At 64.3% G+C, this 21,658-nt stretch carries 22 protein-coding genes; all 22 read left to right on the top strand.

Annotation, left to right across the window (positions count from 1 at the left end):
• Positions 1–495 precede the first annotated feature (495 nt).
• Positions 496–879, top strand: coding sequence for an HNH endonuclease (locus QMM04_RS06830; protein ID WP_282995869.1), 384 nt, complete (start codon positions 496–498; stop codon positions 877–879).
• A 78-nt stretch (positions 880–957) separates the two neighbouring features.
• Positions 958–1,566, top strand: coding sequence for a hypothetical protein (locus QMM04_RS06835; protein ID WP_282995870.1), 609 nt, complete (start codon positions 958–960; stop codon positions 1,564–1,566).
• Between the two features lie 288 nt (positions 1,567–1,854).
• A complete protein-coding gene (locus tag QMM04_RS06840; RefSeq protein WP_282995871.1) occupies positions 1,855–2,904 on the top strand; it encodes a TcpQ domain-containing protein in 1,050 nt (349 codons plus the stop codon).
• On the top strand, positions 2,904–3,341 hold the full coding sequence (pilM, locus tag QMM04_RS06845; RefSeq protein ID WP_282995872.1) for a type IV pilus biogenesis protein PilM: 438 nt from the start codon (positions 2,904–2,906) through the stop codon (positions 3,339–3,341). The genes QMM04_RS06840 and pilM overlap by 1 nt, the downstream gene beginning before the upstream one ends.
• Positions 3,342–3,367: 26 nt before the next feature.
• Positions 3,368–4,999, top strand: a complete 1,632-nt coding sequence (locus QMM04_RS06850) for a PilN family type IVB pilus formation outer membrane protein (protein WP_282995873.1) — start codon at positions 3,368–3,370, stop codon at positions 4,997–4,999.
• A gap of 9 nt (positions 5,000–5,008) precedes the next feature.
• Complete coding sequence (pilO2, locus tag QMM04_RS06855) at positions 5,009–6,316, top strand: type 4b pilus protein PilO2 (RefSeq protein WP_282995874.1); 1,308 nt, start codon at positions 5,009–5,011, stop codon at positions 6,314–6,316.
• Positions 6,303–6,872 carry a type IV pilus biogenesis protein PilP gene (pilP, locus tag QMM04_RS06860; protein WP_282995875.1) on the top strand — a complete coding sequence of 190 codons (570 nt, stop codon included), beginning with the start codon at positions 6,303–6,305 and terminating at the stop codon, positions 6,870–6,872. The genes pilO2 and pilP overlap by 14 nt, the downstream gene beginning before the upstream one ends.
• Before the next feature lie 5 nt (positions 6,873–6,877).
• A complete protein-coding gene (locus QMM04_RS06865; protein ID WP_282995876.1) occupies positions 6,878–8,404 on the top strand; it encodes an ATPase, T2SS/T4P/T4SS family in 1,527 nt (508 codons plus the stop codon).
• A complete protein-coding gene (locus QMM04_RS06870; protein WP_282995877.1) occupies positions 8,397–9,512 on the top strand; it encodes a type II secretion system F family protein in 1,116 nt (371 codons plus the stop codon). Before QMM04_RS06865 ends, QMM04_RS06870 begins: the two co-directional genes overlap by 8 nt.
• A 24-nt stretch (positions 9,513–9,536) precedes the next feature.
• Entirely contained in the window at positions 9,537–10,142 is a 606-nt protein-coding gene (locus tag QMM04_RS06875; RefSeq protein WP_282995878.1) for a type 4 pilus major pilin, read from the top strand.
• Positions 10,143–10,355: 213 nt separating this feature from the next.
• Entirely contained in the window at positions 10,356–10,520 is a 165-nt protein-coding gene (locus QMM04_RS06880) for a hypothetical protein (protein WP_282995879.1), read from the top strand.
• Between the two features lie 40 nt (positions 10,521–10,560).
• Entirely contained in the window at positions 10,561–11,025 is a 465-nt protein-coding gene (locus QMM04_RS06885) for a lytic transglycosylase domain-containing protein (RefSeq protein WP_282995880.1), read from the top strand.
• Positions 11,026–11,044: 19 nt separating this feature from the next.
• Positions 11,045–11,698, top strand: coding sequence for a prepilin peptidase (locus QMM04_RS06890; RefSeq protein WP_282995881.1), 654 nt, complete (start codon positions 11,045–11,047; stop codon positions 11,696–11,698).
• A complete protein-coding gene (gene pilV / locus QMM04_RS06895) occupies positions 11,698–13,023 on the top strand; it encodes a shufflon system plasmid conjugative transfer pilus tip adhesin PilV (RefSeq protein ID WP_282995882.1) in 1,326 nt (441 codons plus the stop codon). The genes QMM04_RS06890 and pilV overlap by 1 nt, the downstream gene beginning before the upstream one ends.
• A gap of 73 nt (positions 13,024–13,096) precedes the next feature.
• Entirely contained in the window at positions 13,097–13,576 is a 480-nt protein-coding gene (locus tag QMM04_RS06900) for a DotD/TraH family lipoprotein (protein WP_282995883.1), read from the top strand.
• Positions 13,573–14,397, top strand: a complete 825-nt coding sequence (locus QMM04_RS06905) for a type IV secretory system conjugative DNA transfer family protein (protein WP_282995884.1) — start codon at positions 13,573–13,575, stop codon at positions 14,395–14,397. The genes QMM04_RS06900 and QMM04_RS06905 overlap by 4 nt, the downstream gene beginning before the upstream one ends.
• Complete coding sequence (gene traJ / locus QMM04_RS06910) at positions 14,397–15,563, top strand: plasmid transfer ATPase TraJ (protein ID WP_282995885.1); 1,167 nt, start codon at positions 14,397–14,399, stop codon at positions 15,561–15,563. Before QMM04_RS06905 ends, traJ begins: the two co-directional genes overlap by 1 nt.
• The gene (locus tag QMM04_RS06915; protein WP_021507925.1) at positions 15,560–15,850 is read left to right on the top strand and encodes a hypothetical protein; all 291 of its coding nucleotides are present in this window, start codon (positions 15,560–15,562) and stop codon (positions 15,848–15,850) included. The genes traJ and QMM04_RS06915 overlap by 4 nt, the downstream gene beginning before the upstream one ends.
• Positions 15,851–15,880: 30 nt before the next feature.
• Positions 15,881–19,582 (top strand): LPD7 domain-containing protein, encoded by a 3,702-nt coding sequence (locus QMM04_RS06920; RefSeq protein ID WP_282995886.1) that lies wholly within the window; start codon positions 15,881–15,883, stop codon positions 19,580–19,582.
• Positions 19,583–19,604: 22 nt separating this feature from the next.
• The gene (locus QMM04_RS06925; RefSeq protein ID WP_021507923.1) at positions 19,605–19,952 is read left to right on the top strand and encodes a hypothetical protein; all 348 of its coding nucleotides are present in this window, start codon (positions 19,605–19,607) and stop codon (positions 19,950–19,952) included.
• Between the two features lie 10 nt (positions 19,953–19,962).
• Positions 19,963–20,655 (top strand): DotI/IcmL/TraM family protein, encoded by a 693-nt coding sequence (locus QMM04_RS06930; RefSeq protein ID WP_282995887.1) that lies wholly within the window; start codon positions 19,963–19,965, stop codon positions 20,653–20,655.
• An 8-nt stretch (positions 20,656–20,663) separates the two neighbouring features.
• On the top strand, positions 20,664–21,656 hold the full coding sequence (locus QMM04_RS06935) for a DotH/IcmK family type IV secretion protein (protein WP_282995888.1): 993 nt from the start codon (positions 20,664–20,666) through the stop codon (positions 21,654–21,656).
• Positions 21,657–21,658 lie beyond the last annotated feature (2 nt).

Consider the following 21,658-nt stretch of genomic DNA (forward strand, 5'->3'; position numbering starts at 1 on the left):
CTTCGTTTTGCCCAAACCAAAGATTTGCTCTTTAACAACGTGCCCGTTATTACCCTGATCTCAAGGTCCTCTCTTGCCGGCATGCAGTCGTGGTGCGCGGAAGATGTCCGGAGGCTAAGTCATGGCCTACAACACATCAGGGGAACCTGCCGGGAGGCGGGGCAGTGAAATGAGCAACTGTTTGACTCACTTCACTGGCCGGGACAGTGCAAAGTCGGAATTGTGGCGCGTGACCGTTACACCCCTACGTACAAATTCGATGTATCCATGCAGGCCCCGGGGCGTTCCGTCGGGCTCAACCTGCCGCTGGAGAAGATTAGCACTGCGCTTTTACGCGGTCGTGAACGGGCATCCCTGACGGTTTCAAACCACATAACGCACAGTGACACTGAGCAGTCTGTGCGGGCCCACTCCAGTGAGTGGGTCAGCCCGGATTTACTTACTTTTATCTCTTTAGGCAGATGTCCGGGGAAACGGACAGATTTGGGGTGAAACATGCGTCTATCTAAAAACAAACGAGAAGCGCTGGCGCAGAAGTTTGGCGGCTGCTGCGCTTACTGTGGGGAAACTCTGCCGGTGCGAGGCTGGCATGCAGAGTTCATTGATGAAAAATATGTCAGCGGCGGAATGGTGGCGGTCTGCACGGATTGCCGTGAATCAAAGGGAAATGCGTCGCCCGAGGCGTTTCGGATTCTGCTGGCTGAACAGGTAAACCGCGCACAGCGGCACAGCATTAATTTCCGCAACGCGCTGCGTTTCGGGCTCGTCTGTCAGGTAACGAAGCCAGTCCAGTTCTGGTTTGAGCGATATCCATTCGCTAAAACATCAGTATCTCGATCTTCAGCTGCCCATTCAAACGGCGTCAGTCAGTCAGCGTGAACGTTCTGTTCACATTATGTCCTGGGGTTTCCTGAAAAGAGACTCTACAGCGCATCAAAAATTACAGGTAAAAAAACTATGAATCGTGCGTTATTCCGTTGCGCCGGCATCGCGCTTGCGCTCGTCGCTCCGCTGCTCATGGCATCCTGCCAGTCGCATGAAAAAAAGGGGGCTCCGCAGGCGTATCAGGCCGGCGAGTGTCCTGGCTGCACGGCTTTCCGCGTCAGGATCTGGCGCGTCAGTGCTGATAAAAATGGTCTGGCAGAGCTTCTGCGGTTTAAGCAGAACGATTCTCTGGAGTCACTGAATTCCGGCACGCCAAAGATCATTATGTCCGCAGACGCTGAGGCCATCGCGCAGCGACTGCAGCATGACAGCCGAGCGGCTTTTGTCAGCGAAGCTCGCGGCGTCACGCCTGCTGGTGAGCCGATTCCATTCAGCGTTAGCACTGCCACAGGGACTTATTCAGGCCTGCTTATGGCGGGGCCGCAGCCTCACAAACTGCCGTCGCGCGTTGTGAAGTTCAGCCTTTTCTGTACCGTTTCTTATCCCGGCAGCCAGCTTCCTGAGGACACGACATCCGAGAACGGGCGCGTGATGCTTAAAGACGGTCTTACGGTGGTATCGGTACAGGCCGTGCGCAACGGCTGGCTTGTCTGGTTTACTGAAACAAAGTTTTCCGCCTGACGCCTGCCCGGAGCTGCCAGCTTCCGGGCATTTCATTCCCCACGGTAACGCAAAGCGCACTCACCCTGACCGGTCAGTGCGCTTTTCGTTGCGGCGGACCTGCGGCCAGCGCACGCGGTCAGACTGACATCGTCTTATTTCTCATTAATGCGATGCTACAAGTCTAAGTCATGCCGCTCTGGCGTCTGTCAGTCTGGCCAGAGCACCGGGCGGCACCCGGCGCCGCAACACCCTTTCTGTCCGGCAGGCCAGCGCCTGCCTCCAGCCCTGTTTTTTCCGGAGTCTTCTATGTCATTTACCGAACGGGCAGGGCTGTTTCCGGTCCTGCTTCTGACCGGCTGCGCGCAGCAATCGGTTGTCACCGGGCCGCCGTCGGGCAGCGTGGTGGACAGCATGCTGTCGCGCAGCGCGGCCGATATCAGCGCCATGCAGTACCGTATTCACCAGAGCGGCCCTTCGGCGCAGCGACCCGGTCCGCCCAAAGCGAGCGTGACCGCTGCACCGGCAGCGGCAAAACCCGCGTTACTTCCTGCCGTTAACGCGGCTGCCCGTAAGGCGCCCGCCGGGCTTACCGGTGCCGGGCCGTCGGACGGGTTCATCAGGCAGGGCGGGGCGGCGCCCACGCTTCGCGCAGCGCTTCGCAGCATCGTGCCGCCCGGGCAGACGGTCGTGTTTGATAAGACCGTCTCCGCTGACGCGCCCGAGCTGTGGCAGTGGGCAGGTAACGATCGCTGGCCATACGTTGCAGACAAGCTGCTGGCGCCGCACGGACTTAAGGCAACCGTAAACGCGGCGACCCGAACCGTCACCATCGAACCCGTTCAGCACGGACAGACGCAGAAAGCTGCACCGGCTGGTGCATCGCTGAGCGTACCCGCGAACAAACCGACTACGGCGGCTCCTCCCGGCGCCGTCCGGCCCGTGCCGCTGCCGACTACCGGGCGAAATCCCTTCCGGGGAAGCCAGGCCGCGCCCGTCAGAGCGGGGGCAGGCGGCGAGATTCCGGCGCCGAAGCAGGCGATACCTGCAGCGCCCGTCATGCCGGTACGCGTCGTGCAGATACGGCACTGGCGCATTGAGCCCGGCAACACCGTAAAAGACTGGCTCTACAGTCAGGCGACGAACGAGACCTGCAGCGCGCCGGGGATTAAAAACTGGACCGTGGCCTGGCTCACGCCGGTTAACTACCGGGTCGACGGCCCGCTTGAGTTCAGCGGCAGCTTCCGGGAAATGCTTAATCAGCTGTTCACACTCTACGGCGCGGCGAAGGTTCCGCTTTACGCGGCGACGCATGCGGCGCAGTGCGTCCTGCAGGTGGACGACAGGGAGGTGCACTGATGTTCATGTACTGGCTGCTGGTCCTGCTTGCAGGCTTCCTGCTGGCCGGACCGTCTGCAGATCAGCGCGCGGTGCAGCAGGGCGGGCAGCTGCAGGATCAGACGCTGAGCCTTCGCGCCACACAGATGGTGCGCTATATGAACCGCATTAACGACTGGCGCTATCAGAACCCCGGCGCCGGCGATATCAGCGTCAGCGACAGCCAGCTTACCGGCTGGAAAAACGTTGCCGGGCTGAACAACGTCATTGCCGGCGGGCGCACTTACGTCTGGCGCGCCGGTGAACCCGGCCTGATGTCAACGCTGCTGACGCAGACGCGGCAGTCCGCCCTGGTGGGCCGCGTGAGTGCGCGGCGCCTGCTGGACAGCTCCGGCACTGATATGCAGCTCACCGTTCCTGCCGCCATCCCTGACGGCAGCGTGGTGTGGGTTAACTGACTTTTCCTTCCTGACAGGACACAGCAATGAAACTACCTTACCGGCTGGGCGCCGTGGCGCTGCTCTGCCTGCTTGCCAGCAGCTGCAGTACGCTTGAGCGCGTGGATGCAACCGAAAAACGCGCTGATGCGGTTGAAGCCCAGGCCGACCTGCACAAGCGCGCGATCGATAGCGGACAGGTCGTGCGCGACCTGTCCACGCAGTGGATTAACCCGGTGCCTATTAACGGCATAGCTGGGGAGCGTCCGACACTACCGCCCTGCTCGATAAAAATTAACCGTCCCGGCGATGTATCACTCGCTTATATCAGTGCATTTATCGCCGACCAGTGCCGGATCCCAGTGATCATCACTCCAGATGCTCAGGCCATGCTGGCCGGGAGCAGCGGCGGGGGCGGTGTAACTCAAAAAATGAGCGGTTCATTGCCGCCTCCGGATGCTAACGGGATGGTGCCTCTTGCTGCTATGGGGCAGGCAGGGAATCAGCCGGCAGTCGTCCCACAAGCCACGGGCGTACTACACGGCGTTACGTGGAACGGGGAGCTTGGTGGCTTTCTGGATTATGTCAACGCGCGTACCGGGTTGTCCTCAAAATTTGAGTACGGGCATATCGCCATCTTTTGGCTCGATACCCGCAACTTCGCCATTAACTTCATGGACAGCGACGCGAGCTTCGTGTCGAAAACGGTCAGCGGCACGTCGACCACGACCGGTACCAGCGGCGGCAGTGGCGGCAACACCGGCGACAACAGCACCAGTCAGACCACCACGGCAACCATTAAGTCCAGCATCTTCAAAGACGTCGAAAGTACGGTTAAGTCGATGCTGACGCCCGGGGCAGGGCGCCAGAATCTTTCCGCCGGCGTGCTGACCGTCACTGATACGCCGCGCGTGCTGGATTCCATCGGGCGGTATATCGACGACCGCAACCGCGAGCTGAACCGGCAGGTCATGATTTCTGTGAAAGTTTTCAGCATCGAAAAGCGGCATCAGAACCAGCTGGGCATTGACTGGAATGCCGTTCTCAACACCGGCAGCGTGGGCCTGTCGCTGACCAGCCCATTTACCGGCGCGGCTTCCGACGCGCTGAGCGGCGGCGTGGCGATTCTTGACGGCAAGGGTGAGGGCACGAAGTCATTCCTGAAGGCGCTGGACGAGCAGGCGAAGCTGAGCGTGGTCACTTCGGCATCGGCGCTGACGACAAACCTGTCTGCCGTTCCGGTGCAGAACGCCATTCAGCAGGATTACGTGCCTAACGTCAGCACTACACAGACCGCTAACGTTGGTACCAGCACGTCCATTACCACGGCGACCATCACTACCGGCTTTAACATGACGGCGCTGCCGCTGCTGTTCCCCAACTCGCCGAAGATGCAGCTGGAATTCTCAATAAGCATGTCGGATGACCCGACGTTTACACCCTTTTCGTCCGGCGGGCAGAACGCCCAGCTGGCAAAGACGGCACCGAAGACCACAACGCAGCGCGTGATTATGCAGTCCGGTCAGACGCTGGTGCTGAGCGGCTATGAGCAGCTGAGCGATTCTGCCAACCGGCAGGGCACGGGCAGCTACAGCTTCTTTGGCCTCGGCGGCGGCGCGCGCGGTGACGACAGCCGCCGCATGTTTATCATTCTCGTGACGCCCGTAGTGCTGGGTTAAGGAGTTCTCATGACGTCAGAACTGACGCCGGCGCCGGCGGTGGGCGTGGTGCCCGCAGGCAAGGCCGTGCTGATCGCCGGACTGCACTGGCAGTGGGTAGCCGCGCGCGGTCGCCGGCGCATGCGCATTGAAGCCCGCGACCAGCTGGCCAGCCACTGGCTGGCACTGCCGGCGGGCACCGGCGATGACCCGGCCACCTGGCTGGGCTGCCTCACCGACGAGGCTGACACGTTGCCCAAAGGAAAGCGTCCCGCGTCGCTGGCGGCGGCGGTGCTCGGCAACGTGCCCGCGGACTGCTGGGGCGTGTTTCTGCTTCCCGGCGGCAAATACTGGTTTATGGCGGTTACCGGCGGACATCCCTCACCCTACGGCGACGTGGTGGGCGATGCGGCCACGGTGCTGCGTGCGTCAGAGCGATTCCGTACCACGGCGCCGGCGCCGTCATCGGGCTGGACGGTGTTCGATCCTGACAGCCTGCTGGACATGCCTGACGCCCGCCGCGACCCGCTTGCGGGCCTGATACCGGCCGCCGTGCCGGCGCGTGCGAAGCTTCACAAAACCGACAGCCGCACGGCTTCCCGGCTGATGCTGCTGGGCGCAGTGTGCGTTGCCGCGCTCTGGTACGGCAACCACTGGCTGGATGTCAGGCAAAAGGCTGAACACGACGCCTGGGTGCAGGCGGAGCTCGTTCGGGCAAAAGCCGCTGCGGCGGCAAGGCCTGGCAGCCTCGCCCGGCCGTGGGGCGGTCAGCCTGACTTTTCGGGGATGATCAGCGCGTGCGTGAAGCAGTGGCGTCAGGCGCCGCTGTCCATCGCCGGCTGGGTATTCCGCCAGGCTATGTGCGAGGCCACCGGGCAGCTCACGCTTCACTACGCCCTGCCGGACGGCGGCACGGTCGGCGATTTTGCCGCCCGGCTGCCGGCGCTCTACGGCCCGGGCACCCCGGTCACGTTCAACATGCCCGGCCCCTCCGACGACGCGTCCTTTAAGGAGGCGGTTCGCTTTGCCCGCGCGCCGGCTGAAACGCTGCTGCCCGGTGACGAGCAGCTGCGGCGCATGACCAGCTACGCGCAGCGCCTGCGGGCTAACCTGCGCTTCAGCGAACCCGTGGTGCTGGAACAGACCGTGGGGCAGGACCGGATCCCACTGCCGTGGAAGCGCTACAGCTTCACCTTTATCACCGATATTCCGCCGGACCGGCTGTTTGACGCATCGCGCTTCCCGGGCAACGGGCTGCGGCTGAGTTCCGTGAAGGCCGAACTGCACAGCAGCCGGCTGACCTATACCCTGGAAGGAACACTCTATGCAGAGAAATAAGTGGCATTACCTGCTGCTGTCCGCGCTGCTCAGCGGCCAGATGGCCGTGGCCGGCCCTGCGACACCGGCCGGCCTCAGCCCGCAGGGCGGGACCAGTAACGAAACAACACCGCCGGCCGCCCACGCGCCTGCCGCCACGGTTGTCGTCACCGACACCGGCGGGCGGGACAACAGCATGGGACGCCTGGAGGACATTCAGGCCAAAACTCTGCTTTACGAGGCGCAGCTGGCGCAGGCCAAGGCATTTAACGAGCTGCAGAAAAACGGCTACGACGCGGTGCTGGGCGGCCCGTTCAACCCGCAGCCGGCGACGCCGGTGAAAGACAATGCCGATGCGAAGCCGGCACAGGAAAGCAAGGCGCCGCCGCTGATTGTGGAAATCTCCGGCGGCCAGCAGCTCTCCGCCACCCTGCGCCTTGACGGCGGCAACGAGGTGCGCGTTCAGGCGGGCAGCCGCATCCCCGGCACCGTGTGGACGGTCACGAAAATCACCTTCAGCGAGGTCACCGTCAGCAGCGCTGGCGGCGGCCTCATGTCACTGGCCTTTGCGGGGTAAACGCCATGGAATTTACCGAGAGTACCGTGAACTGGCTGTACCTGGACAACACCAACCCGGAGCAGGGGCGTCTGTTCGTGTCCACCGAGCACCGCGCGGATCCGGCCGTACAGTCTGATATCGCCCGCGCGATGCGACAGTATCCGCGTCTGAACGTGGAGCACGTGCACCTGGGCGAGCTGCGCCGGCATCAGCTGCAGCGCGCCGGGGTGGGCGGCACCGCCGGCAGCTGGTCGCCGGAGCAGAATAAGGTCGTGGATTTTATGCGCCGCGCGGGTAAGGCCCACGCGTCGGACATTCATATCCTGATTGGCATGGAAAACCTGACCGCCGTGGTTTTTCGCATCCACGGCGACCTGGCGCTGCAGGCCGAGCTTTCCGTTGAGGAGGGAATGCTCCTCGCCGCCACCATCGTGATGTCGATGTGCGACGCGGCGCCGCAGTCGTTCAGCGAAAGCGATGAGCAGGACGGGCGCCTGCGCAACGAATTCGTGAAGGCGCTGGGCCTGTATGCTGCGCGCTACTCGGCCGTGCCCACCGAGTCCGGCCTTTACGTGGTGCTGCGCGTGATCCTGGATGAGAGCGAGGACATTCCTTCTCTCGACAAGCTGGGCTACCTGCCGGAGCAGCAGAAGCTAATCCGCCGCATGCTGCGCCGCCCGGAGGGGCTGATCATTACCGCCGGCCCGACCGGGTCGGGTAAAAGCACCACGCTGCGCACCTTCTGTAAAATGTACGTTGACCTCACCGGCGGCAAGCGCCGGCTGATAACGGTGGAGGATCCGGTTGAGGGTAAGGTGCCGGGCGCCGTGCAGACCACTATTATTGCCGATCGCAACGACCCCGACTCCGTGACCCGCGCGTGGCAGCGGCGTCTCTCGGCGCTCAAGCGCCTGGACTATAACGCCGCGGTTATCGGTGAAATCCGCGACACCTGGTCCGCGAGCGCCAGCATCAGCGAGGCCAAGAGCGGCACGCTCGTTGAGACAACCACGCACGCTAACGATGCGACGGGCATTATCGATCGCCTCACCGATACGCTGGGCATTGCGCCGGGCATGGTGATGGATCCGCAGGTGGTTATCGGGCTGATCGCCCAGCGCCTGGTGCAGACGCTCTGTCCGGCCTGCAAAAAGGGCTGGGATGACGTCAGGGAAAACCTGTCTGAAGACGATCGCGAGCTGGTCGAAACGTACTGCAATACCGACACCGTTGCGTTTCGTCATCACGACGGCTGCAGCGCGCCGGGTTGCTGGCACGGCATTACGGGCCGTAAGGTCATTGCCGAGGTCATCCGTCCTGACGCCCGTTTTATGCAGCTCTACCGCGCGCACGGCAAGCTCGCCGCGCGCAGCTACTGGGTGCATCACATGAACGGCATTACCCGCGGGGCGCACCTGCAGCGCTACATTGATGCCGGCGAAGTGGATCCGCTTGACGCGGACAAAATGAGCCCGCTGGACGAGGATGCCCTGAACCTGCTGCCGCCGGAGGCCGTGCAGGCGTTTCTCAGCGGAGGTGGCCATGAGTGACCTGCTTAACCGGCTGCGGGGCCGGCTGAAGGCCTCGCTTGCCACGGGCAGCACCCGCTCTGAGGCGCTGGGCCGGTGGATAGGGCAGAAGACCTTCAGCACCACTGACCGCATGACGCTGTATGAGGACCTGGCGTTTCTGCTGGAGAACAAGCAGAAAACCGAAGACGCCATCGCGGGCCTGCAGCGCACGCGCCGGCGTAAAAACGATCCGGTGCTGCTGTGTCTGAACGACGTGTACCACGCGCTCACGCGCGGCCGGGGCCTTGACGCAGGCCTCGCCGGCTGGGTGCCGGCGCAGGAGACCACCATCCTGCGCGCCGGGCGGGTGGCTAAAGACCTGCGGGGAGCCCTGCTGCGCGCCATTGAAGTCGTTAAGGGCGTGGGCGAGATGAAGTCCACCGCGCTGGTCAATCTGGCCTACCCGGCCATGCTGCTGGGCGGGACGTATTACATGATGCAGATGGTGAGCGAGCGCTTTCTGCCCCGCCTGGAGCAGATGAGCCCCGCCGACAGCTGGACCGGCTGGATATGGTGGCTTGGCGCCATCACGCACTTCTTCGTGGATAACCGCTATCTCCTCGGCGGTGCGCTGGCGCTGTTTACCGCCTGGGTCATCTGGTCGCTGCCGCGCCTCACCGGCCCGGTCCGCAGCAAGGTGCTCGACCACCTGTTTCCGTGGAGCCTGTACCGTGAGGTGCAGGGGGTGTCGTTTCTGCTGAACCTCAGCGCCCTGCTGCGCGCCCAGCTGCGCACGGAAGAAGCGCTCGACATGCTGAGCCGCAACGCCACGCCCTGGATGTATGAACGCCTGACCGCCACCCGCCGGCAGGTGGCGCGCGGCAAGCATCTCGGGCTGGCGCTGGCGGACAGCGGCTACGCGTTTCCCTCACGCGAGGCCATTGACCGCCTGATGCTCCTGACCGCCGGCCCGGGCGGGGAGGACAACATCGAAAACTTCGCCAGGATGTGGCTGAAAAAGGCCATCGGGCGCATCAAACGTGTCTGCCAGGTGCTCCAGCTGGCCGGCATGCTGGCCACCGCCGGCTATCTCCTGCTCACGTTCCTGGCGACTCAGGACCTGGGCTCCATTATTGGCAACCGCTGATTTGAATACCGAGAGGATCTACCTATGTCACTGTTTTCAATACGTTCAGGCCGTTCAGGACATTCCGCCGTTCACCGCGGTGCCCTGAACCTGCCCGAAGCCATTATCGTCACCGCCGTTTCGCTGCTCGTTATCGTGGGCATTTACGCGGGGGGCACGGGACTATTTAAAAGCGCAGACTACAACGAGGAAATGTCCAATGTCAGCGAAATCATGACCAACACGCGCAGCATGCTGAAAACCGGCGGGGTTTACGACTTCAGCTCGGCCGCCACCATGACCGGCGCGCTCATTCAGTTTGGCGGCTCGCCCGGCAGCATGGCGGTGATCGGCACAAAGTCTTCCGGCAGCGCAACGCTGAACAACCGCTGGGGCGGCACCGTTACGGTCGCACCGGTGAATACGAACGGCGGACAGAAGACGGCGTTTTCCCTGACGTACACGCAGGTGCCGCAGGAGGCCTGCGCGCAGATGTCGCAGAAGCTTTCGGGCGCGAATAACGTGGCGTCGACTGGCATTAACGGCAGCACGACCAGCGGCCTGGTCAGCAGCTCGGTGGCGGGCACGCAGTGCACGGCCGACAGCGGCTCTACCGGCACCAACACGCTGGTCTTCACCAGCAATACCTGACGGGAGGCCGGGGGCAACCCCGGCGACCTCATAAGAAGGATAAACTATGAATGGTACCTGCCGAAGGGCACTGGAATGCTGGCTCCTTCCGGGCTGCGTCCTCGCTATCTGTATCTCTTACTTCACTGCCCTGTATTGTATTTTTCGTCTCATCATCCGGCCGGGTCTGACGGTGGCTGTCAGTGGAAGGTCACTGAGAACGGGGGTATCCCCATGGACGCGATGGACGAACGAAATGAGATAATCGGCTACTTTGAACGTCAGCCTGACGGCGACATCTGGCTGATGCACCTGGACACGTCGGTTGAAGGTGCCAGTCACTGCCTTCTTCAAAAGGGCTATACCGCCCGGCAGCTCAGCATGATTGCTCCGCGCTGAGACCCTCTTTCAGCCTTCATTCATTCTCACGGTATGCATCATGAAGAAACTTTTCCCCCTGCTGATCGCCGGCGGGCTGATGCTGTGCGCCTCACGCCCAGCGCTGGCGTTCTGCTACAACGAGGCGGGTGCGCGTTATCACGTCGACCCGCAGCTGCTGCGCTCCATCAGCAAGGTGGAAAGTGGCTTTAATCCGGGCGCCATTGGCTATAACCGCAATAAAAAAGGCCAGGTCACCAGCCGGGATTTTGGCCTGATGCAGATTAACTCCACACACGTGCCGCAGCTGCGCACCATGGGCGTGCTGCAGAGCGAACAGGATCTGCTGACGAAGCCCTGCCTGAACGTCATGGTGGGCGCCTGGATACTGGCGCGACACCTGCAGGTCTGCGGCGTTACCTGGGAGTGCCTGGGCAGCTATAACGCCGGCTTTGCCGATGACAATACGGCCCGCCGCATGATTTATGCGCGCAAGGTCTACGCCGATTACATGGCCCGCCGCTGACACCCACAGGGATATGTTCATGACTTCATTTACTGGCGGTCCGGTGGCCGCCGTCTGGCTTGCGTGCTGCGCGGGGCTGTTTGCGCTTCAGGCACATCAGGCCAGCCGTTTTCTCCGCACGCACGACGGCCCGCCGCTGACGTGGCCAATCGTGGCACCGGTTGCCCTGATATACCTGCTTACCGCAGGCTGGCTGCTGATGCTGCCGCCTGACGTGCCGCTTCGCACCGCGCTGCGAAGCGTCGTCCTGCTCATCATGGCGGTGCCGCTGACGCTCACGGATCTGCGCTGTCAGTGGTTGCCTATGCGCTACACGGTAGCGTTCTGGCTGACCGGGCTGGCGTCATCCGCGCTGCCGGATGCGGTACTGCCTGTGACGAAGGCGCTGCCGGCAAGCCTGGCCGCGTTTGCACTGGCCGGCACTGTGCGCTGGGGAGTCAACGGCCGGCATCGTGAGGAGCGCATCGGACTCGGTGACGTTTACCTCATGGCCGGGCTGTGCGCCTGGCTCCCATGGCGCAGCGCCTGTTATGCCGCCGCCGGCGGCCTGCTGCTCTGCTGTCTGTGCGCCGCCGTATCCCGTGAACCCTCAAAACCCTTTGCGCCGGCGCTGTTTGGCTACCTGTGCGGCGTCTGTCTTTTCTTTCCCCAACAACTGGCGGGAGTGCTCTGATGAAATTTCTGAAACGTAAACCGCGTCCGGTTCACAAAGGCAATATGCTCCTGCAGGCCGGCATCGCGCTGGCCATCGTGCTGATTCTGACGCCAGCGGCAATCGACAGGCTGGCTAACTGGCAACAGAGCAAGATCTGGACCGGAACCGCCTCGCACCTGACCTTCGTGGCGCAGGCCGCGAAGCGCTACGTGCGCGACAACCGGGACAAACTGCTCACGCAGGTTGCCGGCGGACCGGTCATCATCACTGGCGCCACGCTGCGCACGCAGGGTTACCTGCCGGCCGGCTTTTCGCTCACCAACGACAGCGGTCAGACCTATCAGCTGGCGGTGGCGAGGGATCCGGGACAGTCCGGGCAGCTGGTCGCCTTCGTGCTTACCACGGGCGGCAGCGAGATCCCCTATAAGGGCCTGCGTCAGATAGCGTCAGACGCCGGCGGCATGGGCGGCTACGTGTGGCCGGCCAATACGGCGGTGGGCGCGGATGGCGGATGGCAGGCGAAGCTCGGTGACTACGGGCTGAGCGGCCAGCAGGGGCGTCTGGCCACGTTTCTTTCAGCCGACGCGCTGGGCACTGACGCGGATGAAAGCGACAGGCTTTACCGCTATCAGGTCACCGGCCGCCCGGATCTGAACCGCATGCATACCGCCATTGATATGAACGGCAACAACCTTAACAACGGCGGCACGGTGAACGCCGCTACGGGCAGCTTTACCGGGCAGGTGTCAGCCGGCACCAACGTCACCGCCGGCGGCAGCGTGACGGCCAGCGGCAACGTCACGGCAAGCGGCAATATCGCCGCCGGCAACAGCGTAACGGCAAACAACGGCATCACGGCAAATAACGACATCCGCAGTAACAACGGCTGGATCATCACCCGCGGTGCCAAAGGCTGGCTTAACGAAACGTACGACGGGGGCTTTTATATGTCGGATAACGACTGGGTTCGCTCGGTTAACAACAAAAACGTCTACACGGGCGGCCAGCTGCGCGGCGGCAGCGTGAGAGCGGAGGGCGACCTCTCGGCTGGCGGCGTTATCTATCAGGACCAGGTCAACTCGCTGGGTGCAGGCTGCAGTATTATCGGCGCCCTCAGCCACGACGCCAGCGGCGGCACGCTTGCCTGTCAGAACGGGGTGTGGCAGAGCGGTTCCTCTTCACCGTTGCGCGTCTGTGCTAACCGCTGCGGCGGGCGCTGGCCGCTGGAAATAGGCCGCGTAAACCACGACGGCGACTGGTCGTCCTGGAATACGCTGGGTGAAGCCTGCGGCGGCGGCTACACGCAGAACTGGCAGGTGCCCGTGTTCTGCGCGGTTAACTGACCCCCGCCTTACCTGCTCCCGCCGGTTACTCCTTTTCAAACTCAACGTGTCCGGCCGGACGCGGAGGATTTTCATGAAACGTTTATTGATTGCTGCAGCCCTGCTGCCGGCAGCATTGCTTTGCGGCTGTCAGCAGCCTGTCGCCCGTCAGCTCCCGTCCACAACCGCGCCGGCTGCGCCTGAGCGGCCCGTTTCACAGCAGCTCTCGCAGCTGTGGATGGAAGGCAACCTTAACCCTGACACGCCGCTGCCGGTGATGGCCATCCGCGCCGACAGCGACAGGCTGAGCTTCAGCTGGAACGGTGACGCGGTGGAGCTGCTGAGCACGCTCGCCCGGGCGCGCGGGCAGGTTTTCAGCTACGCCGGCGTGCGCCTGCCCCTGCCGGTGGACATTGAGGTGAAGGGCGTCACGTACGCTAACGTGCTGCGCATGATTGAGATGCAGACCGCCTGGCGCGCCACGATCGTGACGTACCCGGGGCAGATGGTGCTGCAGTTTATGTCATCCCTGCCGGCAGAGCCGGTCCGCCATAAAAAAGGGGGCAGACGATGAAAGCCCGGCTTTGTGTCCTGCTGCTGCCCGCGCTGCTGGCGGGCTGCGCGGGATTTCACCTGAACAGACCCGCGCCGGCGGCCGGCCCCGACGGTGCGCCGCCGCCGGGGCCGGAGGCGTACCTGTCGCCGCAGAAGCGCGGCACCGCTGACGTCTCCGATAACCGCCGTCAGATGCTTACCGAGGGCGGCCGCACGCTGGGGTTTCGCGGCGGCAAGGCGCAGCGCGCGTGGGAGCTCCGGCGCGACCTGGAGGCGCGCGCGAAGCAGCTGGATGCGACCTATGACTTCCGCCCGCTCATCAGCAGCCGAGGCTGGCTGCCGCCGGTCATCACCGAAGCGGTGGACGTGGCGCGCGTCACCCCTGACCAGATCCGCACGGCAAGCCACGTGTACGAAATCATTCAGCCGGAGCGCTTCGTCAGCAACCCGCCGTCGTGGCGCAGCTGGCTGATGGCGGGCCTCAGCACCGTGCCGCCGGACGAGCCGCAGGGCGGGCTTATCCCGGAGAACGGCGTCCAGCGCGATATCTGGCAGGCGGCCGTTAACGAGGGCTGGACAGAAGGCCGGCAGAGCGCAGACGAGACGCTGGAAGCCAACGTTAACCGCCTGACGCGCGACTACAACGGCATGCTGCAGTATGTGCTGCTGCGCCGGCAGAACCTCATCACCGCGCCGGTGGTGACCGAGCGCCAGCAGACGGTCACCGGCGACAGCAACAAGCTGACGACGGGCGATCGCGAGCGGCGCCTGGAGTCACGCGCCGGCTTTGTCACTGACAAAACGAAGTGGAAGCCGGTCATTAACACGGAGAAGCGCTGATGTCAGCCACGGAACTTGAACTTTATGATTTCAGCAACGGGCTGAACGCCGACGCGCTGCGCGGCTTTATGGTCTGGTGCGCGCGCAATAACGTGAGCGACATTCACCTGCAGGGCGACAACCATTTTGTGGTGGGGCGCTACGGCCGGCTGGTCAGGGCGAGCCCCTTCCGGGTAGCGGACGACACGATGGCCCTGCTGATGGACGAGGTGTTTTCACCGGAGCTGCGGCCGCAGGTTCGCGGCGGCGTGCCGGCTGACCGCGCAATCCAGCTGGACGGGGACATGACAGGCCGCTGGGGGCTGAACCGCGGCGAGCGCATCCGCTTTCGCGTAAACCTGCTGCAGGGCTCCGCCGGGCGTCAGGACAGCACCATCGGCTGGACGCTGCGCGTTATTCCCTCCGAGATACCGCCGCTTGAAACGCTCGGGCTGGAGCCGGAGCTGATGGACAACCTGCTGCCGGCAAAGGGCGTGGGGCTGTGGGGCGGGATCACCGGCTCGGGCAAGAGCACGTCGCTGGCCTCAACCTACCGCCACTGCCTGGACACGGACCCCGACCGTAAGGTCACGACCAAAGAAGACCCGATCGAGTTCATCCTGGGGCGCCCGGGCGACGTGCTGCCGCCGCTGCAGTCGCAGGTGGGTAAAGACATTCCCGACTTTGCGACCGGCATCCGCGCAGATCTCCGGCGAGCGCCGTCGGTCATGGGCGTGGGGGAGATGCGCGACCTTGAGACCATCGAGGCTGGCATACGCGCCGGTCAGCTCGGTCATCTGCTGCTCTCCACCACGCACATCCACTCGCCTGGCGAGGTCTTTGCGCGTCTCATCAATGAATTCCCGCACGAGAGCCGCGACGCCATGGCGTTATCGCTGCTGGGCGTGCTGCAGTACGTGGTGGTACAGACGCTGCTGCGCACCACCGACGGAAAGCGCGTGGCGGTCCGCGAATTCATCCTTTTCGACTACTACCTGCGCGAGAAGCTTGCCGGCATGCCGTGGTCGAAGTGGGGGCAGCATGTTGACGGGATCCTCCGCTCGGAGAAGCGACGCATCGTGGATCAGGCCTGGCAGCTGTACCTCGCCGGCCGCATCCCTGAATCCGAGCTGGCCATGGTGATGTCGCCGCGCCAGCGCCGCGAGTTTGAGGAGGGCACCGCATGAGTGCGTTCAGAAAGGACGATTACCCGCCGGGTTTCTGGCGGCGCGCCGGCAGCAGGCTCGACTTTTTTGGCATACCCGTCTGGCTGTTTCTGCTCTATCTCAGCTGGTTCCGCTTTCCCTCCATGGACACGCTCTACATCGTCACCGGCATTATCGCCGCGTTCTGGCTGCTGAACCTGTTCGGCTGGGGCGTGACCGAACTTCTCACGCGCGCGGCCCGTCTGGCGCGCGGCAAAAGCCTGAGCGGTCGCCCGTGGTGGTACCGCCGGTTCACCGACGGCGAGTAGCCGTCCTGACACAGCAGCACAGGAGGCGTTATGAAAACAGCAGACTACCCGGTGTGGCTTGCCGTCATGCCGGACCAGCGCGACGCCGCGCGCGCCGACGCCGGGCTTCATCCGGACGGGGGCCGCGCGATTATGTGGGATAAAAAAGCGCAGCTCTGGTACGCCCGCCCGGGTGCGGATCTGAGCCGGCTGCAGAAGTGGCTGCCAGACCGCAGCATTCGCAGCAGCGGCGGCGGTGACCCGCAGGAGGAATTCCTGGCGGCCCTGACCAGTGCCGGGCTGGTGATTGATGGCCTGCCGGTGATGAATGGCAGGCGTCAACGCGTGCCGGTCGTGGAGGGCAAAAAAGGGAACCGGGACGGGGTTTACCGGGGCTTTCTGGACGGCGTCAGGCCGGGCGGCTGGTACATCAACTACCACCGCGCGGAAAACGACAAGGACGTCACGAACTGGAAGGGCAGCGGCCGCGAAGGCAAAGCCGATCCGGTCGCAAGGCTCCACATTAAGGCCGCGATGCAGCAGGCACGTGATGACGCTGCGCGCAAGCAGGCGGCGCTTTATGCCCGGCAGACCGCCAGCGCAAAGGCGCTATATGCGCGACTTCCGGCGGCAGACCCCACGCATGCCTACCTCGTGCGCAAGGGAATAACCGTTGCGGATGACGTCCGCCAGACGCGCAACGGGGCGCTGGTCGTGCCGTTCTACGACGTGAACGGCGGATTTCGTACGCTGCAGTACATCCCGCCGGACGGTGAAAAATACCTTTATAAGGATGCGCCCAAGTCCGGGCACTTTCGCGTTGAGGGCGGCCGGCTCACCAACGGAGAGCCGATCCTGTATGCCGAAGGCTACGCCACCGCGCGTAGCCTGCACATGGTCACCGGCCGGCCGGTTGTCATGACCATCGACGCCGGGAATATGGAGACGGTGGCCTCCGTGCTGAAGGCGCGTTATCCCGACAGTCCGCACCTGTTCATGGCTGACGTCGACCATGCCAAAGAGCGTAACAAGGGCGTGCTGTCGGCGAACCGCGCCGCCGCCGCAACCGGCGGGGCCGCGCTGCTGCCGGACCTGACCGCCGCGGAAATTGAGCGCGGGTTTACAGACTACAACGATCTGCACCAGTCCCGCGGCGCCGACCGCCTGCAGGCGACGCTGCTGCCCGCCATTGCCAGCGCCCTTGAGGGGCTTAACTATAAGGAAACATCCATGGCCACACCTGATGACGCGCAGCGCGCGCCGGAAAATACGCCAGCGTCAGAGCCCGCCGTAACGATACAGCCTGAAGCGACCCCTGCTGCCGCGCCTGACGCGGCTGTGCAGGCGCCCGCAGCTGAAGCCGCCCCGGCAGCTGCTGAACCAGCCGGTACAAAATCCGCCGGTCGTCCGGGCAGCGCAAAAGCGCAGTCAGGGGAGATACTGGCGCTGAGCGCGCAGGGCATGAAGCCCGCGCAGATAGCAGAGCAGCTCGGCATCGGGCAGACCAGCGTGTACCGGATCCTGCGCGCGCAGCAGCCGGTGGAGCCGGAAGCCGGCGTGATTCAGGAAAGCCGTGCCGCACCGGCCGCCGTTTCAGGCGCGGAGCCAGCTGTCACCCTCAGCCCGCCCCCTTCTGACGCCGCCCCTGAGCCGGCGCCGGCCGAAACGGCAGCCGCAGCGCCTGCAGAGACGGCGGCAGCTGGCCAGGCAGCCCGCGCGGCGGCACTGTCCGGTTCAGGGCTGAGTCTTGCCCGCGTCGCCGCCGAAATGAATCTCGGCATGGGTGAAACGCACCGCCTGATTGAGGCGGGAAAACAGCAGCAGGTGGCGCAGGCCGTTTCTGACGCGTCTGCAACTGGATCGCACAGCGGTACGATGAAAGACGATTTCGTGGATATCGCCGGACGTCTGCGCGCGCTGAAAGAGGCGGCCCCTTCGCTGGATACCGATGCGCTGGCGTGGCAGCTGGGCGGACTGGTTAATGAGCGGATACGGCTGACAGAAATGTGGTCCATGGGCAATGACACCGGGACTGTTCCCTTGCCATCCGGGGAGAGCGAAGCGCTGGAAGCCGAGCTGCGCGCTGAACTGGACCGGCGTCCTCCGTCTGGTCCGTCACCGGCAGCGGCTGCCTTCGGTGTGGAGAATGGCATTCTGGTCGGCGCGCCACGGGTTGCGCCTTCCGATGAAGACCTGCCGGACGCGTCAGGGAAGTCGCGCATCGATGCCGACAAGCTGCTGAGCCGCGTCACCCATGAGAAGCAGGCCGATGGCAAGAGCGTTCTTTACCGGCTGGACGGTGAGCCCGCCTTTGTTGACCACGGCAACCGCCTGGTGATGGCCAGCGGCTCCAGTGCGCACGGGGAGAAGGTTCTGGCCGCGCTGCTGACCGCTGCCAACCACTATCACGGACGCATTGAACTCACCGGCAGCGACGAATTTAAGGCATTTGCGATTGGCGTCATCGTGGCCAACAAGCTGAACGTCACCATGAAGAATGCCGGTCAGCAGGCCGACCTCGACGCGGCGCGTCGCGCGGCGGGACAGCCGGTCGCGCCGGCGGATGCGGTACGCGGTGACCAACAAGGGCCGCGCGCAGCGGAAACCCCGCCGGCTGCACCCGTGACGCAGGCGGATAACCCCGCAGCACCTGCGGCTCAGGCTGCACAGGCCGACAGGCCCGCGGCTGCTGCTCCCGTGACACCGTCACCGCAGCAGGCGTCCGCGCCGGCACCGGCCGAGCCAAAAATATCTCCGGCGGTGCATACGCCCGCCGAGAAGGCCCGGGAGCCAGTAACCGGTAAAGTGACCGCCTGCGGTCAGGCCCCGTTCCGGTTTGAGGCGGGCCAGAGCGAAAGCACCTTTATTACCCTGCGGACCAGGGAAGGAACGCAGACGTACTGGGGCAAAGAGCTGGCCGGCCTGCTGCGTGAGACTAACCTGCAGCCGGGGCGCATGGTCACCCTGCAGTGGCAGGGACAGCAGCCGGTCACGGTCAGGGTTCCGCACAAAAATGAGGAGGGCGCTGTCACGCATTACACCAGTGCCGACACCCACCGTAACCAGTGGACGCTGGTGCCGGCGGGTGGAAGCCGCGTGCAGACCGGCAGCGATGAGATGGTGCCGCTGGCAGCCGTGGACGTGAACCGCTACACGCAGATCCAGCACACGCTGGTCAGCCGCCTCGGGCTGGATATTGACGCGCCGCCGAGGCCCGCCGACGGCCTGTACTGGATTAAGCCCGACGGGCAGGGAAGTCATCAGCCCGGTGATCCGCTCTCGGCGCCGCGTCCGGCGCACAACGAACGCGCCGGCGCGCCGGTGATGTCGGCATGGGGTGACGACGGGCGCCCGGACCTGCTGCTGGTGCAGGGCGACGGCGACTACCTGCAGGGCGTGGTCCGCCAGAACGGCATTTATAACCACGTACTGGTCAGCCTGCCGGGCAGCAAAGACGCCCCGCCAATGGTGGTGAACGTGCTGACGACCGAAGGCGCGCAGCCCATCGGTAACGGTAACGGCATCAACCGGTCCAGCGGCCAGCCGGTACCGCGCGAGCACGTCGTCATCCGCCTGAGCGGCGATGACAGGCCGCGCATTGCGAAGCTGGACGCGCCTGCAGAGGTGCCGGCCACGCTGCACGCTCGTCTCGGCTACGACGAGCGCTACAAGGCGGAGTCCGGCTGGGTAAAGGAGCAGCCGGCAGCAGCACCTCAGGCAGCACCGACCACGCCGCCGCGGCCGGCCCAGTAATCGATTTTTCCGGAGAACTCACATGAATAAATTCCTGACCGCCCTCGTGGCGGTTTCTTTTTGCTGCACCTCGCTGAGCGCCGGCGCCGCTTCGTGCCGCGCCGGCAGCGCTGCGCAGGCCGGCAGCGAAGCCGGCTATAACGCCGCGAAGAAGGCCAGCGACGCCTGGTCTGAACGGGAAAGCCAGATGTCAGATCAGATGCAGAACTGCCTTTCCGGCATCCGCAATATCTCCATCAGCCTGCCGCACCTGCCGAGCCTGCAGGACATCATGAATCAGGCGTCAGAGAAGGTCTGCAGCGCCATGACCGACAAAATCAACAGCTACCTGCCGGACAACATCGATCCGTGGCAGTCGTACGGCATGTAAGGAGTGACGTATGCAAAACCCTCAACCCGCCGCGCTGCCCGAGGGCGCGGCCGCGGCCATAACGGATCCTGACGCCTATGAGCATGCGGTGCACGCGCAGCACGAGCGGTCGCTGGGCGCAGTGTTTGCGCGCAGCTGCCTGAAAAAGCTGGGCTGGAGCCTGACGGTCAACGTCATTCAGGGCATCGCTATCTGCGTGCTGGTTGTCATGTACTGGTACGTGCCCCGGGAGTATTTCGCCACGGAGGCCGGTCGCATCACGCCGGTTTACGGGACGGACAAGCCGGTCTGGAGCGAAAGCGACGTGCGGCAGTTCGGGGCGGACACCATCAACCAGGCCTTTACGCTGGACTTTGTTCACTACCGCGATCAGATAACGGCGGTATCACCGAACTTCTCTGAGGAAGGGTTTGCCGGCTACAACCAGTCGCTGACCACCGGTTCTAACATCCTGTCGCTGATCCGGGACAAGCGCATGAACCTGACCAATACGGCTGAGCCTGGCGTCATTACGCGCCGCGGCATCATCGGCGATCGCTACACGTGGGAGTTCCAGTATCCCGTCACGCTGAAGCTGCAGGGCCAGAACAGCAGCAGCCCGCCGCTGCGCTATATCTTCACGCTGCGTATCCAGCAGGCCGACGTGCGTAAGAAGCCGCGTGGTCTTGAGGTCACGCAGACCATCACCAACAACGCAGGATAAGGAACGCTATGAGCAACTTTCGCACGCTTGCCCTGTGGCTGGCGCTGTGCGGCAGCGCGGGCGCCGCCACGTCTGCGGGGACAGCCCCGGCGGCCGGCACCGACGGCGGCTGGCGCTCCACCTCAGCGACCGGTGCCGCGCCTGTCACCGGTCAGGCCGCGGGAAGCCCCGCCGCACCGGCAGGGCCCCAGCCCGGACAGGCGCTGCCGCCGCCCACGTCGGTCGCTTACGACCAGGCGCAGGCGGCCATCGCGCCGCTGACGCCGGACGAAATCCGGCAGCTGCGCGCCCAGCAGACCGAGCAGAACCGCGCGCTGGCCACGCCGGGCATCACGGCCGTACCGCGCATCAGCGCGCAGACCGTCAGCCTGCAGCCGGGCGCAAGCCTGCCGCTGGTGCGCACCGCCATGAACTGGCCCGCCACGGTGAGCTTTATCGACAGCACCGGTGCCCCCTGGAAAATCCTCGGCGACCCGCAGAGCGGCTCACCGGACATCGAGGTGAAGTGGATCCCGGGCGCGTCATTTATGGTCATCACGGCAAAACGCGACTTCGTGAACACGCTGGTGACCGTGGGGCTTGAGGGCCTGCCGGTGCCGCTGCAGATAAGCGTCATGAGCGGCGAGGCCGACACCGCGAAGAAAACCTGGACGGTGGACGCGCGCCTTGACCTGCGCATTCCGCGGCGGGGACCGGGCGCGGCGCCTGACGCGCCGGGTCCGTCGCGCATCGGTCTGCACGATGACGTACTGCAGGCGTTTCTGGACGGCGTGCCGCCGCCCGGGGCGAAGCGCCTGAAAATCACCGGCAGCGTGCCGGACACGGCGGTGTGGCAGCAGGGCGACGACCTTTACATCCGCTCCCGCGCCGACATCCGCGATGAGTTTGATACCACGCTGTCGTCGGCGGATGGCACCCACCTGTGGAAGCTGCCGCTGACCCCGCGCGTGGCGTTCTCCGTTGACGGGCGCACCGAAGCCCTCAGCATAGCCCTGGAGTAATC

Origin of the sequence: Pantoea sp. Pa-EAmG, from assembly GCF_030024295.1 — a bacterium.
GTDB lineage: Bacteria > Pseudomonadota > Gammaproteobacteria > Enterobacterales > Enterobacteriaceae > Pantoea > Pantoea dispersa.

Coding starts and splice junctions, on each gene's coding strand:
- QMM04_RS06830 (WP_282995869.1), top strand. CDS start 496: ATGCGTCTATCTAAAAACAAACGAGAAGCGCTGGCGCAGAAGTTTGGC.
- QMM04_RS06835 (WP_282995870.1), top strand. CDS start 958: ATGAATCGTGCGTTATTCCGTTGCGCCGGCATCGCGCTTGCGCTCGTC.
- QMM04_RS06840 (WP_282995871.1), top strand. CDS start 1,855: ATGTCATTTACCGAACGGGCAGGGCTGTTTCCGGTCCTGCTTCTGACC.
- pilM (WP_282995872.1), top strand. CDS start 2,904: ATGTTCATGTACTGGCTGCTGGTCCTGCTTGCAGGCTTCCTGCTGGCC.
- QMM04_RS06850 (WP_282995873.1), top strand. CDS start 3,368: ATGAAACTACCTTACCGGCTGGGCGCCGTGGCGCTGCTCTGCCTGCTT.
- pilO2 (WP_282995874.1), top strand. CDS start 5,009: ATGACGTCAGAACTGACGCCGGCGCCGGCGGTGGGCGTGGTGCCCGCA.
- pilP (WP_282995875.1), top strand. CDS start 6,303: ATGCAGAGAAATAAGTGGCATTACCTGCTGCTGTCCGCGCTGCTCAGC.
- QMM04_RS06865 (WP_282995876.1), top strand. CDS start 6,878: ATGGAATTTACCGAGAGTACCGTGAACTGGCTGTACCTGGACAACACC.
- QMM04_RS06870 (WP_282995877.1), top strand. CDS start 8,397: ATGAGTGACCTGCTTAACCGGCTGCGGGGCCGGCTGAAGGCCTCGCTT.
- QMM04_RS06875 (WP_282995878.1), top strand. CDS start 9,537: ATGTCACTGTTTTCAATACGTTCAGGCCGTTCAGGACATTCCGCCGTT.
- QMM04_RS06880 (WP_282995879.1), top strand. CDS start 10,356: ATGGACGCGATGGACGAACGAAATGAGATAATCGGCTACTTTGAACGT.
- QMM04_RS06885 (WP_282995880.1), top strand. CDS start 10,561: ATGAAGAAACTTTTCCCCCTGCTGATCGCCGGCGGGCTGATGCTGTGC.
- QMM04_RS06890 (WP_282995881.1), top strand. CDS start 11,045: ATGACTTCATTTACTGGCGGTCCGGTGGCCGCCGTCTGGCTTGCGTGC.
- pilV (WP_282995882.1), top strand. CDS start 11,698: ATGAAATTTCTGAAACGTAAACCGCGTCCGGTTCACAAAGGCAATATG.
- QMM04_RS06900 (WP_282995883.1), top strand. CDS start 13,097: ATGAAACGTTTATTGATTGCTGCAGCCCTGCTGCCGGCAGCATTGCTT.
- QMM04_RS06905 (WP_282995884.1), top strand. CDS start 13,573: ATGAAAGCCCGGCTTTGTGTCCTGCTGCTGCCCGCGCTGCTGGCGGGC.
- traJ (WP_282995885.1), top strand. CDS start 14,397: ATGTCAGCCACGGAACTTGAACTTTATGATTTCAGCAACGGGCTGAAC.
- QMM04_RS06915 (WP_021507925.1), top strand. CDS start 15,560: ATGAGTGCGTTCAGAAAGGACGATTACCCGCCGGGTTTCTGGCGGCGC.
- QMM04_RS06920 (WP_282995886.1), top strand. CDS start 15,881: ATGAAAACAGCAGACTACCCGGTGTGGCTTGCCGTCATGCCGGACCAG.
- QMM04_RS06925 (WP_021507923.1), top strand. CDS start 19,605: ATGAATAAATTCCTGACCGCCCTCGTGGCGGTTTCTTTTTGCTGCACC.
- QMM04_RS06930 (WP_282995887.1), top strand. CDS start 19,963: ATGCAAAACCCTCAACCCGCCGCGCTGCCCGAGGGCGCGGCCGCGGCC.
- QMM04_RS06935 (WP_282995888.1), top strand. CDS start 20,664: ATGAGCAACTTTCGCACGCTTGCCCTGTGGCTGGCGCTGTGCGGCAGC.